Source organism: Fusibacter sp. A1 (genome assembly GCF_004125825.1).
Lineage (GTDB): Bacteria > Bacillota > Clostridia > Peptostreptococcales > Acidaminobacteraceae > QQWI01.
Genome location: NZ_QQWI01000003.1, coordinates 31,557 through 48,035 on the forward strand (window position 1 = coordinate 31,557; position 16,479 = coordinate 48,035).

12 protein-coding genes are annotated in these 16,479 nt (G+C 47.0%); 2 read left to right on the forward strand and 10 right to left on the reverse strand.

Annotated elements, in window-relative coordinates:
* Window positions 1-5 precede the first annotated feature (5 nt).
* The 8 genes from mfd to DWB64_RS04210 form a co-directional block, all read right to left on the reverse strand.
* Complete coding sequence (gene mfd, locus DWB64_RS04175) at window positions 6-3,503, reverse strand: transcription-repair coupling factor (protein WP_129486943.1); 3,498 nt, start codon at window positions 3,501-3,503, stop codon at window positions 6-8.
* 8 nt (window positions 3,504-3,511) lie between these two features.
* Window positions 3,512-4,069, reverse strand: coding sequence for an aminoacyl-tRNA hydrolase (gene pth / locus DWB64_RS04180; RefSeq protein WP_129486944.1), 558 nt, complete (start codon window positions 4,067-4,069; stop codon window positions 3,512-3,514).
* A gap of 121 nt (window positions 4,070-4,190) precedes the next feature.
* Window positions 4,191-4,583: a DUF302 domain-containing protein gene (locus DWB64_RS04185; protein ID WP_129486945.1), complete on the reverse strand. Its 393-nt coding sequence runs from the start codon at window positions 4,581-4,583 to the stop codon at window positions 4,191-4,193.
* Between the two features lies 1 nt (window position 4,584).
* Window positions 4,585-5,406, reverse strand: a complete 822-nt coding sequence (locus DWB64_RS04190) for a pirin family protein (RefSeq protein WP_129486946.1) — start codon at window positions 5,404-5,406, stop codon at window positions 4,585-4,587.
* Window positions 5,403-6,398: a tetratricopeptide repeat protein gene (locus DWB64_RS04195; protein ID WP_129486947.1), complete on the reverse strand. Its 996-nt coding sequence runs from the start codon at window positions 6,396-6,398 to the stop codon at window positions 5,403-5,405. The genes DWB64_RS04190 and DWB64_RS04195 overlap by 4 nt, the downstream gene beginning before the upstream one ends.
* A 153-nt stretch (window positions 6,399-6,551) precedes the next feature.
* Complete coding sequence (locus DWB64_RS04200) at window positions 6,552-7,868, reverse strand: ABC transporter permease (protein WP_164980227.1); 1,317 nt, start codon at window positions 7,866-7,868, stop codon at window positions 6,552-6,554.
* Window positions 7,855-10,281: a COG1361 S-layer family protein gene (locus DWB64_RS04205; protein WP_129486949.1), complete on the reverse strand. Its 2,427-nt coding sequence runs from the start codon at window positions 10,279-10,281 to the stop codon at window positions 7,855-7,857. The genes DWB64_RS04200 and DWB64_RS04205 overlap by 14 nt, the downstream gene beginning before the upstream one ends.
* A complete protein-coding gene (locus DWB64_RS04210) occupies window positions 10,262-11,008 on the reverse strand; it encodes an ABC transporter ATP-binding protein (RefSeq protein ID WP_129486950.1) in 747 nt (248 codons plus the stop codon). Before DWB64_RS04210 ends, DWB64_RS04205 begins: the two co-directional genes overlap by 20 nt.
* A 256-nt stretch (window positions 11,009-11,264) precedes the next feature.
* Between DWB64_RS04210 and DWB64_RS04215 the strand changes: the two genes are divergently transcribed.
* Window positions 11,265-13,178 (forward strand): stalk domain-containing protein, encoded by a 1,914-nt coding sequence (locus DWB64_RS04215; protein WP_164980228.1) that lies wholly within the window; start codon window positions 11,265-11,267, stop codon window positions 13,176-13,178.
* A 25-nt stretch (window positions 13,179-13,203) separates the two neighbouring features.
* Here DWB64_RS04215 and DWB64_RS04220 read toward each other — a convergent pair whose 3' ends face one another.
* Together DWB64_RS04220 and DWB64_RS04225 are read right to left on the reverse strand one after the other, a co-directional pair.
* Window positions 13,204-14,394 (reverse strand): sodium:proton antiporter, encoded by a 1,191-nt coding sequence (locus DWB64_RS04220; protein ID WP_129486952.1) that lies wholly within the window; start codon window positions 14,392-14,394, stop codon window positions 13,204-13,206.
* Between the two features lie 67 nt (window positions 14,395-14,461).
* A complete protein-coding gene (locus tag DWB64_RS04225; protein ID WP_164980229.1) occupies window positions 14,462-14,947 on the reverse strand; it encodes a DNA-deoxyinosine glycosylase in 486 nt (161 codons plus the stop codon).
* A 355-nt stretch (window positions 14,948-15,302) separates the two neighbouring features.
* On the opposite strand from DWB64_RS04225, the gene DWB64_RS04230 reads away from it, so the two are divergent.
* Complete coding sequence (locus DWB64_RS04230; RefSeq protein ID WP_129486954.1) at window positions 15,303-16,478, forward strand: MalY/PatB family protein; 1,176 nt, start codon at window positions 15,303-15,305, stop codon at window positions 16,476-16,478.
* The last annotated feature ends 1 nt before the right edge of the window (window position 16,479 follow it).

Genomic DNA, 16,479 nt, shown 5'->3' on the forward strand with positions numbered 1-16,479 from the left:
CTCTCCTATGACTGTGCGTTTTGTGCTTTAATCTCATCTAAAGCATCTATAAATGTTTCAAGTATTTGAACTGTCCTATTTAAGACTTTTGTAGGATCGTCTTTTATCTTGATAAGTCCGATATCAAAGCGCGGTATTTCTGCACCGACAAATTTCAGTTCCTTATCATTATACGCATCAAGCACAATAGAAATCAACTGCGGATTGACTTTTGTATTCTGACTGTAAACTAATTCTACAAATCTTTCCTTTTGAGCCACTTTTTCAAAGCCCAGCAGCATCGCCATACTGCGGATGTATCCGACAAGGATGAGATTCATCACAGAAGTCGGAATTTTACCATATAGGTCAAACAGCTCATCTTCAATATTCTCCTTATCCTCCTTGTGTCTGATGGAAGATATTTTTTTATAAAGATCGATTTTGAACCTCGAATCGGTGATATAGAATTTTGGAATATAGGCTTCACACGGTACTTCGACAGAGGTGTCGATCGATTCCTCCACCTTTTCGCCTTTCACTTTGCTGACCGCCTCTTCAAGGAGCTTGCAGTAAAGCTCGTACCCGATGGATGCCAAGTGCCCATGCTGCTGCGATCCCAACAGGTTCCCGGCTCCCCTGAGCTCTAGGTCCCTCATCGCGATTTTAAAGCCCGACCCCAAATCCGTGAACTCCTTTATCGCCTTCAACCGTTTTTCAGCGACTTCAGACAAGACCTTCTGCTTATCATAGGTCAAATAGGCATAGGCAAGCCTGTTGCTCCTGCCGACACGGCCTCTTAGCTGATAAAGCTGGGAAAGACCTAGATGGTCCGCGCGGTTGATGATGATGGTGTTCACATTGCTGATGTCAAGACCCGTTTCGATGATCGTGGTGCTCACAAGCACGTCGAACTCATGGTTCATGAAATCGAGCATCAGTTTTTCCAGCACATGTTCGTTCATCTGTCCGTGGGCATAGGCGATTCTGGCTTCTGGAACCAGCCTGATCAGCGACGAAGTGACATCATCAATGTCGTTCACCCGGTTGTGCACAAAGTAGACCTGGCCACCGCGGTCCATCTCCCTCAGGATCGCCTCCCTAAGGGCTCCCTCCTGATAATCGAGCACATACGTCTGTATCGGATACCGGTCTTCAGGCGGATCTTCAATAAGACTCATATCTCTTATTCCCACAAGGCTCATGTGAAGGGTTCTGGGTATGGGAGTCGCCGAAAGCGACAGCACATCGACTGTGGACCGGATCAACTTGATTTTTTCCTTATGTTTGACGCCGAACCGTTGCTCCTCATCGATGACAAGTAAGCCAAGGTCCTTGTACTTCACATCCTTAGAAAGTAACCTATGGGTTCCGACGACAACATCGTAGACACCTGTGCGCAGTCCTTCAATGACCTCTTCCTGTTCCCGTTTACTTCTGAAACGGCTTAAAACTCCGATTTTTACAGGATACTTTGAAAATCGGTGGATCATCGTATTGAAATGCTGCTGCGCCAAGATCGTTGTCGGGACTAAAATAGCAACCTGTTTCGAGTCGTTGACCGCCTTAAAGATCGCACGCATCGCAACTTCTGTCTTTCCATATCCCACATCACCGCACAGAAGACGGTCCATGGGTTTTGGTTTTTCCATGTCCTTTTTGATCTCGATGATGCATTTGAGCTGGTCGTTGGTTTCCTGATAGGGGAAACTGTCCTCGAACTGCATTTGCCATTCGCTGTCGCCTGCAAACGCATAACCCTTTCGACTGTCCCTTTCGGCATACAGCGCGATCAGGTCGTCTGTCATATCCTCGATCGCCTTTTTGACCTTCTGCTTCGTCTGCTTCCATTCGTTCGATCCAAGCTTGCTCATTCTGACATGCTTGATTTCATTGCCCAGATATTTTTGAAGCGTGTTCATCTTTTCGACAGGCACATAAAGGACGTCGTCACCCTTATAGGTGATCTTCAGAAAGTCCTTTTTTTGTCCGTCGACTTTAAGCTGGAACACCCCTTGATACTGGCCTATACCATGGGCTTCATGAACTACGAAGTCACTGATTTCAAGTTCCGAAAAGGCTTTGATCGCCCTTGCATTCTTAATGGGTTTTCTTCGTTTTAGTTGTTTTCCGCCGTAAAGCTCATACTCAGTCAGTACAATTTGCTTGAAGGTGTCTATCGAAAAACCCGAAGTAAAACCTTTATCGATGATTCTGACTCTTTGGTCATCCTCTTGTATGTCGTCTTTGTTTTCAACACCCTCCAGACCCTGGTCGGACAGCCATCTTAAGATACCCTGCGCCTTTTCGGCGCCTTCGACCATGATCCAGATCCTGTAATGCTTGGCGATCCAGACCTTGATATCTTTAGCCGCAAGCTCCAGCTGCTGATGGTACACCGCAGCCTCTCTAAAGTGATAATCGATGATCGACTGAAGCTTGAGATGCCCTACGGGTGTTTTAAGTCCTGTGAATGTAACAAGCCTGCTGATTTGACAGCCGTTGAGCCATTCGCTGAAAGGCAGCAGCAGGTTTCCCTGTTCACCGACGACTTCGCCTCGTTCAAGGTGGCTCTTAAACCGGTCTTCCCAGTCCTCGTATTTTCCCTTTACACGGTCTGAAAGTCGGTTGAAGCTCCACGTGATCAGCAAGGTGTCATCGATATAGTCGAAGATGGAAAAGGGGGTCTTCAACATGACTGGAATCAGTTTGAACCACTCATCAAAGTGAGTCCCCGATTCCAGCTGTTCGACAATGAGTTCATACCTGCTTTTCTGTTCAGGCACCTTGCATCCTGAGGCAAGTTTTTTGACCCTCTCTACAGCCGAAGTCCTTTCCCTAGTGCTCAAAAGACCTTCTCTGCAGGGTCTGACCACTACCTTATCGACATTCCCTGTCGATATTTGCGTGTCTATTTCAAATGCTCGTACGCTATCGATTTCATCGCCGAAAAACTCGATCCGATGGGGATGGGAGTACCTGGGAAGGTAAACATCGACAATCCCACCACGCACGCAGAACTGCCCTTTTGACTCGACCACATCCACGCGGTCGAATCCGAAGGATACCAGTTCTCTGATCAGTTCCTCAAGCTCCATCTCATCTCCCATTTCCAGTGAAAAGGGACTCGTCTTGTACAGCTTGTCAGAAACCATCGGATGCAGCATCGCATCTGCTGTCGTTAGAATCAGCGCGTCTTCATCCTCAAGAAGCGCATAGATGGATTCGAGTCTTTCATACTCGATTTGATGGGAGTGGGAATAGGTGTCGAAAAAGGTCAGTTCCAATCTCGGCAGTGTGTGGATCGTTTCGATAAAAGGCTCCAGAACCTCTTTTGCCTTTAGGACATCACTTTCGTTTTCAAGAACGACGACCGCTCTTCTGTGTTCTTTTACAAGTGCGATCACATTAAAGAGAAAGGCACTTTCTGTAACGCCGAAAACCGCAGTAGGAGTAACTCCACTGCGGATGTTTTCTGTTAACGTATTGAATTCGACCGAATTTTTGAAAAAATGTTTGAACATAACCACACCTAACCGTTGTAGCGATTCATCGCCAGGTTCAGGTCGTCCTTGACCCAGGTTTCAATCGCTTCCACACTTCGTATCACCGCTTCTTCCATAAGCGGTATCTCGTCTTTCTTAAAACCGGATAAGACAAACTTCTCCAGTGGAATCACAGCGGATTTTCCGACGCCGATTCTTATGCGGGGAAAACCGTCCTGCTTAAGTAAGAAGATGATGTTTCTCATCCCGTTGTGCGTTCCAGCGCTTCCCTTGGGTCTGATTCTGACCTTTCCAGGATCCAGGTCGATATCATCGTACACTACGATCAGATTTTCGAGCGGTACTTTGTAGAAGTGAAGTAGACCCACCACGGATTCTCCGCTTAAGTTCATATAGGTCTGCGGTTTTACCAGCACGACTTTTTCACTGCCGATCGTACCTTCTCCGATAAGCGCCTTGTGTTTATGCTTTTTTACCTGAATGTGATGCTTCTGAGCCAAATAATCGATCGCTTCAAATCCGATATTATGCCTTGTCCCACTGTATTTACTACCTGGGTTTCCTAATCCAACAATAATGTACATCCTTCACCCGACCTTTTTACGTCATTTATTCTTAACAACACAAAGAGAGCGACTTTTAAAAAGTCCCCCCTGTGCTGAGTTGATCCGGTCATTATTATACCACATTCACCTGTAATAATCCCTAAAGTATTGTTTTTGTATTCTGAAGCAAGCTTCTTAGAGCCTTCTCCACCGTTTCAGCTACGACTGCGACTTCACTTCCACCTCTTGCTGTCATGTCGTCCTTAGGGGATAGAAAGCCTGCAAACACGTCGCCCTTCTCTTCTCTTACGACAACTTTGCATGGCAGCGTATACGCATACCAGGTATCTTTTCCGATTACGCCCTGTGCAAGCGCGGGTTTGCAGATTTCAAGAAGCGTCGCCCTTGTGTCGATCGGATACCCCTTGCTTTTGAGCACCTCATGAAACTCAAGTTCGAATAGTATTCCAAAACCGATATCCGGCAGATGCTTTTTAATCACTTCAAGGGTGTGCTCGAAGGACAAATCGCTCTTATGTTCATGTACAATCATTTCATTCACCAATTAAACCTTTCTTATAGTCATCAAAGGCTTTTGCGATTTCCTCTTTGGAGTTCATCACAAAAGGTCCGCCTTTTACCATCGGTTCAAGCGTCGGTGGGCCGCTAAAATAAATGCAGCCGCCATCACTGCTCAGTTTTATGTGAATGGGTTCATCCGCCTCCACGACCACAAGATGCTTCGGATCCACCCATTGGCCGCATACGGACATTCCGCCGTCGTATACATAGAAGAAGTGTCTTCCGCCTTTTGTGATCGGTACGGTCATCACCTCTTCGTGCTCTGCCATGATATCAAATAATAGTCCGTCAAAGTATCCGTGGTCGGGACCATGCCGCCCTTCAAATTCTCCTGCGATCACTCTCACCGTGATTCCACCATGGCCGATAAGAGGAAGGTCTTCCGGTTCGACCTGGTCATACATGGGTTCAACCATCTTATCCTTTTTAAGTAGCGACAGCCAAAGCTGATAGCCCCAGATTCCCTCCTGTGACTGCTCTGGCATTTCAGAATGTAGTATGCCTCTTCCCGCTGTCATCCACTGAACGGCATTCGCTCCTATCACACCCGAATTCCCTTTCGAATCCTTGTGTGCGATTCTTCCTTTTTTCATATAGGTTATCGTCTGGATTCCTCGATGCGGATGGGTTGGAAATCCCTTGATGTAATCTTCTGGATTGGTGCTTCTGAACTCATCGAACAAGGGCACTGGATCCACTGAATCCACATAAGGATTTCCGATGATACGAAACACCTTTACGCCAGCTCCTTCTCGTACAGGATATGCAGGATGAATCTCAACGATTTTTTTCATGCGCGAACCTCCTCTGTGAGTCTATAAAATTTTCTGAAAAACCTTAAGTTATTGAAATCCTCGTCATACTTGGCCTTGATGACATAACTAGGATTGTCTTTAATGGCACTTTCCAGATGTTCAAGCGCTTCGGTCTTATGATGGGTCACCGCCATAAGCTTTGCAAGCAAGTAGTGGGCTTCCGCCTGATGTTCGTCGATCCTTACAGCGACTGTGAGCATCTCGGCACCCTTTTGAAACCGTCCTGTTCTGCATAGTGCGTCGCCGTAATGGGTGTAGACAGACGCGTTGTCCATGCCACCAAAGAGAAGTTCCTCCGCATAACTTGCACGTTCCTCGTTTCTTTCAAGCCACTTGAGCAGTCTCATGATGTTAAAATGTACTCCATTGTCCTGTCCACCGAGGGTCTGGTAATATTGGAAAGTAGATAAGGCCTGCTCGTATTTCTTAAGACGCATCTGGACGCTACCCTTTAGTTTAAGGGCAAGCAGGTTGTTCTCATCCAAATCCAAAACCTGATCAAGCATCCGAAGCGAAGCCTCATGATGGTCTGTTCTGTATTCGGCGATGGCCAGATTGATCCTCGCATAGATATTCTCCGGGTGTAAGAGCAGAAAATGGTCCAAATACGGTTTGGCATGGTTGTAATCCTTAAGCTGAATATAGTTGTCCCCGATGATATTGTCGATCTCATCAAAAAACGGTTCAATTTCCTTGGCTTTCTCAAAGACGTTTTTCGCATCATGATAGGCCTTCAGCCTGTACAGCACAAGTCCGTGCAGATATTGAAACAGAGGCACGGTCTGCTTGTCTAGTCGCGCGAAGTTCACATACATCTTCGCCAATTTATAATGTCCCTTGCTAAGCATCCGTTCTGTCATATGCTGCAAGTAATCAAGCCGATTGAATCTGGCGACAAACAAGAGATAGCTTATTCCCGAAAAATACTCGACTATTGAAACACCGGCCGCTAAAGCCACGATCATCATCATATCGCACCTCCTTACTCTTCATTTTATTCATACCCTCAGATTAAAATGAAACTCAACTTTTAACTTTACAAAGCAAGGTGGTTGCCGGTTGCTCAAAAAAAACCTGGAACATTTACATGTTCCAGGGCTTTTTGAATTTGATCGCTAAATGCGTTATTCGTTTCTGATCGCTTCAAGCGCGCTCAGTTTCGTAGCTCTGACAGCAGGCAGAAAGCCTGAGACAACACCGATGAAAGTGGAAAACAACAAAGAGGAGCCGATCAGCCACATGGGAATATAGGAGATATCCTGAATTTCCGGGAGTTCACCGTAATAGTCGAAGTTACCCATCATGTCCGCCTGCATGCTCGCATTCACAGCGTTGATCACATCCGATCCGATCAGGCTGATTCCGATACCGACAAGCCCGCCTAAAAGGCCGATGATGGCTGCTTCGAACAGGAAGAGTTTCATGATATCCTTGACTTCAGCCCCAAGCACCTTCATGACACCGATTTCTTTCGTGCGTTCATAAATCGCCATGATCATCGTATTGGTGATACCGATGGCAGCGATAAGGAGCGACACGGCACCGATACCTCCAAGCACCATCTGCTGCGTCTGCATTTTCTGCTTTTCGTATTTTACATATTCGATGGGACTGTAAGCGCCAAGCCCCATGTCCTTGAGGGTCTGATGAATCACCTCGACATCGTCGATTGTTTCGCAAAGCACCTGCACCCGTTCGTATTCGCGTTCTTCGTTTTTTTTCTTGCCGCCGCCGTTGCCGTTGGGATTTTTTCTTTCCTCATCTTCAATCAGCTTTAAAAGCGCAGCCTGGTCCATGAACACGGTATAGTCGTTGTTCCCTGAAGGCTCGAGCATACCGGATACCTTAAAGGTCATCGCCCGTTTCTTATTGCCGTTCTGGTCATATTCACCACCGACAAAGCCCTTGATGGGAGTGATGAGCGGATCAAAGTCCGCGGGTTGCCATTCTCTTGAACGGGGATCATAGAACATTTCTGCAAAACTAGCACCTACGATCAAGGCGTTCTTATCCGTCGGTTTAGGCAGTTCGCCCTCGCCAAGCTTAAACTGAAACGCCTCAAGGTCGTCAAGATTCACGCCCATCAATTGGGCTCCACCTTCGTATTTTCCAGCTTTGAGCTGCACATAAGTTCCATAAGAGGACAGAACGCTCTGTACGCCTTCGATCTGCTTGATCATCTCGACCGTATCAGCGTTTAGCTTGGGTGTTTCCGTTTTACCGTCAGAATCCCAGCTTCCGTAGTTGTCCACTTCGATGATTCGGATATTGCCGAACATCTCAAGTGATTTTTGAAACGCTCTTTCTTGACCAAGACCTAATGAAATCATAAGGAGAATCGCGCTCGAACCAATCACAACACCAAGCACTGTCAGAATTGTACGTGTTTTACGACGCCAAAGGTTCCTAAGCCCCATTCCAGTCAGATCATTCGTTTTCATCCTCATCCTCCAAAAGCGATGCCAGTCTTTTTTTCTTGCGTAGTCTCAATCCAAACGCGATCAAAGCTATCACGACGACCGCAATGATCACCATGGCCCAGATAGGGAGTGTGAATGGCTCCTTTACCTCGTCGCCTCCATCACCGAAGCCGCCGTTTAATCCGCCGTCAAAGCCCCCATCTCCAAACTCGCCGCCCGGGTACTCTCCTTCACCGCCTTCAAAGCCTTGCTGTTCCATAACCACAAGTTGAATCGTTTTTTCGATCTCTTGTTTGACACCTGTCTCGTCCTCGAATACGAACACGAGTCTTCCTTCTAGGTTGCCCGCATCAGCAGGAAACATGGTGCCGCTGAAGTAGTCGCTTCTACCTGGCTCAAAATTACCTACAAAATAATTGCTGTCCTGGGCTTGGAAGTTCCCCTCCAATTTGACCATCATGTTGTACATGGTCGATTTTCCCATGTTGTAGAACTCTGCATCCACTTGGATAGGCATCCCTACAAAGGTCTCGAAAGGAAGAAAGATATCTGCCACTTCAAGTCGGACTTCTTGTTTTACATTTACAGAAATCCTTTCTTCAGCGACATAGGGATTATCCTTTTCATCATAGGAGTTTCCGTTTTGATCTTCATATTCCACTTTAAAGTCGACACCGTACATCTTCACATTGGCGTCGGCCTTTGTCTTGAGCGTCAATGTCTTCTCGACGACCTCACCTGCGCCGATTCTTTCTATGAAGAAGGAGTTCGCAGCGTCCACAGGAATAAACACCCCGTCTTCAGCGGCGAAAGTCACCTTTGCATTTCTTATTCCCATGCTGGTGCTTGTATTTTTAAACCGTATGGTCAGATCATATGTCTGGCCGGCAAGTATGCTGTCCGATCCGTAATCATAACTGTCGATGATTATTTTGGGCTTGCTTCCAGTCTGCTCTCCTAGCACCTGAACGCCCGCAACCTGGATTCTTTGATCCCCTTCGCTGCCGCCCGCGCTTGTCAGCGCCGCGTAAAGCGGATACGTATTCGCCTGCACGCCCGTTCCGAGCATTGTCTCAAATTCAAGCGTCACGGCTTCACCAGGGTTCAAGGAGTCCACCATCTGAACATAAGGCGATAGGAAGCGAAGGCTTGCATCGCTTGATAGGGACAACTTCAGGTCTTTTTTCACTTGCTGGGCATTGTTTTTCAGCGTCACAGAAATTAGCTTGGATTCTGAACCGGTGAAGGTATACCTCTGGTTATCAAAGCTCATTTCGATATTCTTTGTAGATGCCTTGCCGCTAGCTGTCTCGATATAGACGGGGGCCGTTCTCTCGTAACTTCCGCCCATCTCGTCAAAATAGGTGATTTTCGCACTCAGGCTCTGAACTCCGACAGCAGTAGGTGAAGCGATCACATTGAAGGTGGCCGATCCGGTCATGTTCTGTGCTAAGTTTCCTACCGCCTTCGTGTCGAGATCATTGCTAAGTCTTATTCCCTCAGCATCCATTCCAGTCAGTTGAACGATGATTTTTTGAGCTTTAAGAGTTCCACCGTTTTTTACGGTCAGCGTCAGCTTTTTCGCAGTTTCGCTGCCCACAAAGCCACCGTCAAGTTCTGCAGACGTGACGCCCACGATCGGTTCGAGCTCGTTGTTCACAACACTGATATACACCGGAACCGCTACGACGAAGTCATCACCGTAGGCGTTCTCATAGGTGATGTTCAGCACCAAGTCATAGGTTTTTGGAGCTGCGGCGGGATTGATATGGAACTTGAAATCCAGCGTATCCGATTTGTTCATTGCGAGCATGGATAAGGTATCCTTGATCGTCGCGCCCTCCATCACGATAGGCAGCGCGTCGGACCCCTTTCCGATTGTCGCAGTAATGTTCTTAGCAGAATGTGTCGAGTCGTTTTTTACCTTGACCGCTATCGTGTGCAGTTTGCCCGTTTCAAAAGAACCGAGCACCGTACCGTTTTCGAGCGTGATATTCGGCTGATACTTCGATGTATCCGTCGGAACTGATGGCGTATTGTCCGTTTCCTTGGTTTCGCTTATGAAGATCGAATCCGAATACACCGTATTTCCTGTGGCATCTTCAATTAGATTAAAGGAAAAAGTATTGCCGCTACCCAGGTACTCAAGCGCGATAGAGATTGTCGTACCGTTGTTGATGTCAGAAACGCTCACCGCAGTGGCCCTGTTGTCGAGAACAAAGCTGCTTGTACTGGTATTCACTAGTGTCAGATCTCCAAAGGGATTGAGCTCATTGAATGTCATCGAAAGTGTGAACGACTCTCCTTCACGTATGCTGCTGTCCGGATGTGTGACCCGGCTGCCCGTGATCGTATAATTTGTCGCGCCATGCGTCAAGGTGAACAGCAGCAGCAACACCAAAACGATTCCAAAACTATTGCGTATGTATTTCATGTTCATATCTTCTTACATCCCCTTCTTTACACTCTATCTTTTCGATAACACCATCTAAAATATAAACCACCCGATCGCCGAATCGTGCAACTTCATTGTCATGGGTGACCATGATCAGCGTCTGATTTCGCTTTCTTGCCATCTCGATCATCAGTCCCATGACATTGACCGATGTCTTTGAATCCAGGTTGCCTGTCGGCTCGTCCGCGAATATGATATCAGGAGACCCCGCAAACGCTCTTGCTATACCAACCCTCTGCTGTTGTCCACCGCTCATCTGGGTGGGTTTATGCATGATATGTGTTCCTAGTCCCACCGACTTGAGAAGGTGGGCCGCTTCCTTTTCCCGAACCGTCTTTTTGGTGTTTCTGAACGTGAGCGGTAAGCTGACGTTCTCAAGGGCTGTGAGTGTCGGAAGCAGATTGTAGCTCTGAAAGATAAATCCGACATGCTTTTGTCTGAATTTCGCAAGCTTTTTCTCGCTCATCGCGCTGATGTCGTGCCCCATGATCTTAACGGTGCCCTTTGTAGGTTTTTCAAGCCCCGCGATCATGTTTAAAAATGTGGATTTACCCGATCCTGACGTTCCGAGTATCACCAGTATCTCACCTCTATGGATATCAAGGTCAAGACCGTTAAGCGCCCTTACCTTTTCTTTTCCTATCCGATATATCTTTTTCAAGTCCCTAATTTCAACCAGTAGATCCTGTTCCTTTTTGGTCTTCACTCCATCACCTCTATTCCCTATCACCCGACCACTTTAGCGCCATTAAGTATTAGACGCGATCGAGTGATAAAAGTTCCACAAAGTTCCTAATTAACAGTACCACTTTCTAAGACCGGCAACAATAAGGGAGAACCTTAAGTTTTTCTTAAAAATGTGACGCTAACATTACAAGTTTTAGAAAGCGACTGTAATATTCTATCCGTAAAATTAAAGCCATGCTATGATGAAAACATCTCAACTAGAAAGGACACCTAAGATGAAAAAAAACTTTGTACGATCGGTGGCGGCCGCTCTTATCATAGGCCTGACGCTATCCACCTCCTACGCTGACACTACAAACGACCAAATAGAAGAACCACCGATACTCGAACCATCTGAATTCACCTTCGAGGGTAACACCTACGGCTATTATCTGCAGTGGATCGACCTAAACGATAAGACCCTCAAAGTGGAGCTTTCCTTGGCAGAACAAAAAATAGGTTCTGTGGAGACATTAGAAAAGCTGAGCGCTCCAAAGAACGAGAACGAATCTGTGATCGCAAGCATCAACGGGTCCTTCTTTAACATGAAGCCCGACTCACAACCTGTGAGCACCTTGATTTTGGACGGAAAGATAGAACATATCATGCACACGGGCTCTGTGGTCGGTTTTGACGGCGACAATCAAATGCATGTTGAAAAACTAGGCATCAAGATCGAGGGGGCGATCAACGACCAGTGGGAATGGCCCTACAGCTGGTCCGCATGGAATATCAACCACTATTTCGACAGGCTTGACGCGATCATGATCTTTAACAACCATTATACCGGCAAGTTCCCTGTCGCCCCAGTCTTCGCAGTCGCTGTCGACCGGAACGAAGTCATAGGAATCTATGACTATGTTCCCACGATCCCTACTCACGGCTACATCATCGTAACCAGAAACAGCAATATCACCCACCTCTTTAAGCTAGGCGATAAGGTGGACTATAAATTAAGCACCTTCGAAAGGGACGCAAGTCAGAATCTGACGGACACGGCCGTGCCCTTCAAAGATATACGCACGGCTATCGGGGCCGGACCGACACTTGTGAAGGACGGAGTAAAGGTACTGGATGCCAAAGGCGAAGGATTCAGTGTCAGCAAACTGGTAGGCACTAGGGCAAAACGATCCTTGATAGGGACCGCCCCTACGGGTCAGATGGCCTTTGTCACCACTGATTCGATGACACTCGACACACTTACAGAGCTTGCCTTAAGCCTTGGCCTTACAAATGCGATCAACCTGGACGGCGGTGGATCGTCAGGCATGATGAAGGACGGGGTCTATGTCAGCAAACCCGACAGAAAAATCAGCAACGCCCTGATTGTCACAAAGCTAAAAGAACAACCCATTAGGATTTCACTCAACGACACCGAACTCTTCTTTGATGTGGATCCTTATATCGACTCAGGCAGAACCCTTGTTCCGCTCAGGAGGATTCTTGAGCTGATGGGATGTCAGGTCAAATGGGATCAACAGACGCAGAGCGTCATCGTCAACAGGTATCAGGACCAGCTGGTCTTCACACTCGGTGAAAAAACAGTGCTTGTGAATGACAGGGCCTATGAGATGGACGTTCCGCTATCGATCAGGAACAGTCGAAGTTTTGTTTCCATCAGATTCTTAACAGAATTTTTCGGCGGTGTCGTCGATTGGAACAGCGAACGTAAGCTTGTGACACTCAACCTACCGACAGTCGACCAGTATTACGCTATCGCAGAAGCGCTTTATCAAAGAAAAGAATATGTGTTGGCCCTGGACTATTATGAAATGGTACTAGATATGCACCCCTCGCACGTTTCCAGCCTAAAGAGAACCGCATACATCTTTGACACCACGCTCAAAGACCACCGTTCGGCACTCGAATACTATAAAAAGGCACTCACGATTTTCCCTGAGGACAGTGATACCTATATAAAGCTTGGCAACGCATATAGGAACCTAGACGCCCTTCAAGAAGCCATCGCAGCCTATGAAAACGCGCTTACGATCAGGCCGAACGCTTCAGAAGCCTACTACGGACTGGCAAAGTCCTATGAGTCCCTGAACCCTGAAAGAGCAGGTGAGTATTACTCCTGGTTGGCTGAAAACAGCACCATCTACCAGTACAAGAACGAAGCCAACTTCTATTTGAACGGCAACATGTAAATCAACATAAAAAAGAGCCTCTCGATTATTCGAGGGGCTCCTTTACTAGTAGTCTCTTATGTGTCAGATCCAGTGCTATGGCTCCAAGGGGTGCCGTGACCACGATCGACAGCACCGCAAGCGCAAGGATCAGCTCGCCGTTTGCAACACCCATCGCAAGCGGCACGGCACCGATCGCCGCCTGAACCGTCGCTTTAGGCCAGTATGCGATAACAGAAAACATCCGTTCTTTTCTATTTAGGTTTGTGCCGATAGTAGAAATGATCACGCCAAGGCTTCGTGCGAATAGACCAGCTGCGATAAGCAGTAGTCCAAGAGCGCCCGCATCCCATGCAAGAACCACGTTCACTTGGGCTCCAACCAGCACAAACAGCAGAATTTCTGCAAACAGCCAGATCTTGTTCAGCTTGATAGAAAGCCTCTTTGCCACATGGGGTCTTTTTTCGAGTAGGATAAAACCGATTGCCATCACACTTAGTAGCCCTGCTATTTCAATCCTACTTTTGAGTGCGTTCTCGAGTGCTGTCAGCATGATGGCGATGCCTAAGATCATCATCACCTTTTTTGTATCTCTTATATGATATTTTTCGAAAATCTTGACGAGTATGAATCCGATGATGATTCCAATTGATATTCCTACCAAAATGGATACGGGAATTCCTAAAAGCTTCATCGCAACATTCGACTCGCCACCGATTGAAAGTCCTAAGAACGTCGAAAAGATGGTGATGGCGAATACGTCGTCCACCGAAGCGCCTGCGAGTATCATCGTAGGAATCCGCTTGTCTGTTCCATACCCCTCGGATTTATACCTTAACATATAGGGCACAATCACAGCAGGCGATACCGCCGCGATGATAAACCCTAAAATTCCCGCCTCTAAAAAGGGAAGATTAAACAGCATCATACTCGCTCCAAGTACCGCGAACCCTTCAAGAATTCCAGGAATGAAGCTCATCCTTATCGCCACTCCGCCAATCGCATTCAAATCATCCCTACTGATTCCAAGACCCGCCCTTAGAAGTATGACGATAAGCGCCATCTTTCTAAACTCTGAGGACACCATCATCAGACTCTCGTCAAGTAGGTCAAGTCCGAAAGGTCCCAGAGCGACACCTATGAGAAGCATTCCAAGAAGTCCGGGAAGCTTGAATTTTGAAAATAAATAGTTCGCTGTCATTCCAAGAAGCAGAATCAGCGCTAAACTTGTCGCCATAGGCATACATCCTTTCCAGTTGAAGTCCGTTCTTATTGTACACTAACCGCACCGCATTTGAAAAGCCTTATAGTTCGGCTCTGAGAACCTTCCAGTATTCCCATTTGTCATCAAGCGACTTGCAGTATTTAGTTGGAATAGGACTCGTGGACGGGAGCCGTATCGTATGAATGTTCAACTTGAAATGCTTGTCGAATCCCTTTGCCGCTTTAGAACCGTTAAGCACGATACACTCGATATTCGGATACCTGCCAAGCAGGTCAACTAGATTGTTGGGCACTTCCTCTTTGATATCCTGATCAAGGCTGCCCTTTCGCTGACAGCTTTCAAAAACATCCCATAGTCCGATGCCTCCTTCAAGCAGCCTTTGTATCCTAGTCTCATACCCTGTGTCCATGTCGACGCAAAGAAGCCTGGCCATCAGTTCCCAGAAGTGGTTCCTTGGATTTCCGTAATACATGTTTTCTTCAAGCGATTTGACGCTGGGCATCGAACCAAGAATTAAAATTTTTGTTTGCCCGCATACGACAGGGTTAAAAGAACTAATTCTCACACTACACCACCTTTCAGTACAGTTTTTTTTATTTAACCATATTTCCCCATGGCAGGCTAGTGAAAAGTTCAAATCCCCTTGTTGCATGAATAAGTGACCACCCACCGATTTGATTTGCCGATAACCGTTTGCTTATCGATTTATATGGTATACATTCAAAAGAGGAGATGGTCTAAATGGATGCGCATGATAGGGCAATCCCCCTCGATAAACCAATATGGGTCATTACAACCACCCAAAAGATCTAATACTTCATAAAAAAGGGCTTTCAATCCTTGCAGAGGAAACTGATTCAGGTAACTTCATTTTCCTCAGTACCTAATCTTCATTTGAACCCAACCGACAAGGAGGCACCATGCATAACTTTGACGAAAGCATCTCCCGCAGGCACTACAATGCGCTTAAATGGGATGACATGTATCCCCATTACGGAACCAACGACATCATTCCCCTTTGGGTCGCAGATATGGACTTTAAAACAGCCCCACCCATCATCGAGGCAGTCAAGGCTCAGGCGGAACACGGAATTTACGGTTACATGCACAGAAAAGACAGCTACTTCAGAGCGATTGCAGCGTGGTATGAAAGCAGACATGACTGGCCGGTGAAGGAAGAATGGCTGGTGTTCAGCCCTGGCGTGATGAGTTCGATGAACTTTTTAATCGAAACGCTTTCAAAACCCAACGATCCCGTCCTTATCCAGCAGCCTGTCTATTCTCCCTTTGCGAACAAAATACGCGAGAACGGTCGCAAGGTGCTCGTAAACCAGCTGATAAAAGAGAAGGACTCCAGCTATTCTATCGACATAGAGGCCTTTGAGCAGCTGATCATCGACAATAAGCCACCCCTGTTCATCCTCTGTAATCCACATAACCCTGTAGGACGGGTCTGGACCAGAAGTGAACTGACAGCCCTCGGCGATATCTGCCTGAAGCACGGTGTGAAGGTGATTTCCGACGAAATCCACTGCGACCTTGTCTATAAGCCCTACCGGCACATACCCTTCGGTTCGATCAGTGAGGAATTTGCCCTTAATAGCGTTGTTTTGTCGGCGCCCAGCAAGACGTTCAACTTGGCGGGTCTTCAGACCTCCTTTGCCATCTGTCCGAACGAGTCCGATCGAAAACGACTGGCAAATTCACTGGCCAAGGTGGATCTCACACTCAATAACAGCTTCAGCCTAAGCGCTACAGAGGTCGCCTATAAAAAAGGCGAACCCTGGCTTGAGGATTTGCTTGTCTACCTAGAACACAACATCAATTTCGTCATTGGATTTTTCCACGAGCATTTCCCTAATGTGAAGCTGGCAAAGCCCCAAGGCACCTACCTTCTATGGATCGATTTTTCATCCTACGGGTTGAACGACGACGCCCTTCAGGAAATCATGATCAAAAACGCCGGCGTGGCGCTCAGCCGTGGAGACGCTTTCGGAAAAGGCGGCGAAGGCCATATGCGGATGAACGTGGCATGTCCAAAATCCACACTCGAAATTGCAATGAATCAAATAAAAAAAGCTTTAGACGCGTTATAGT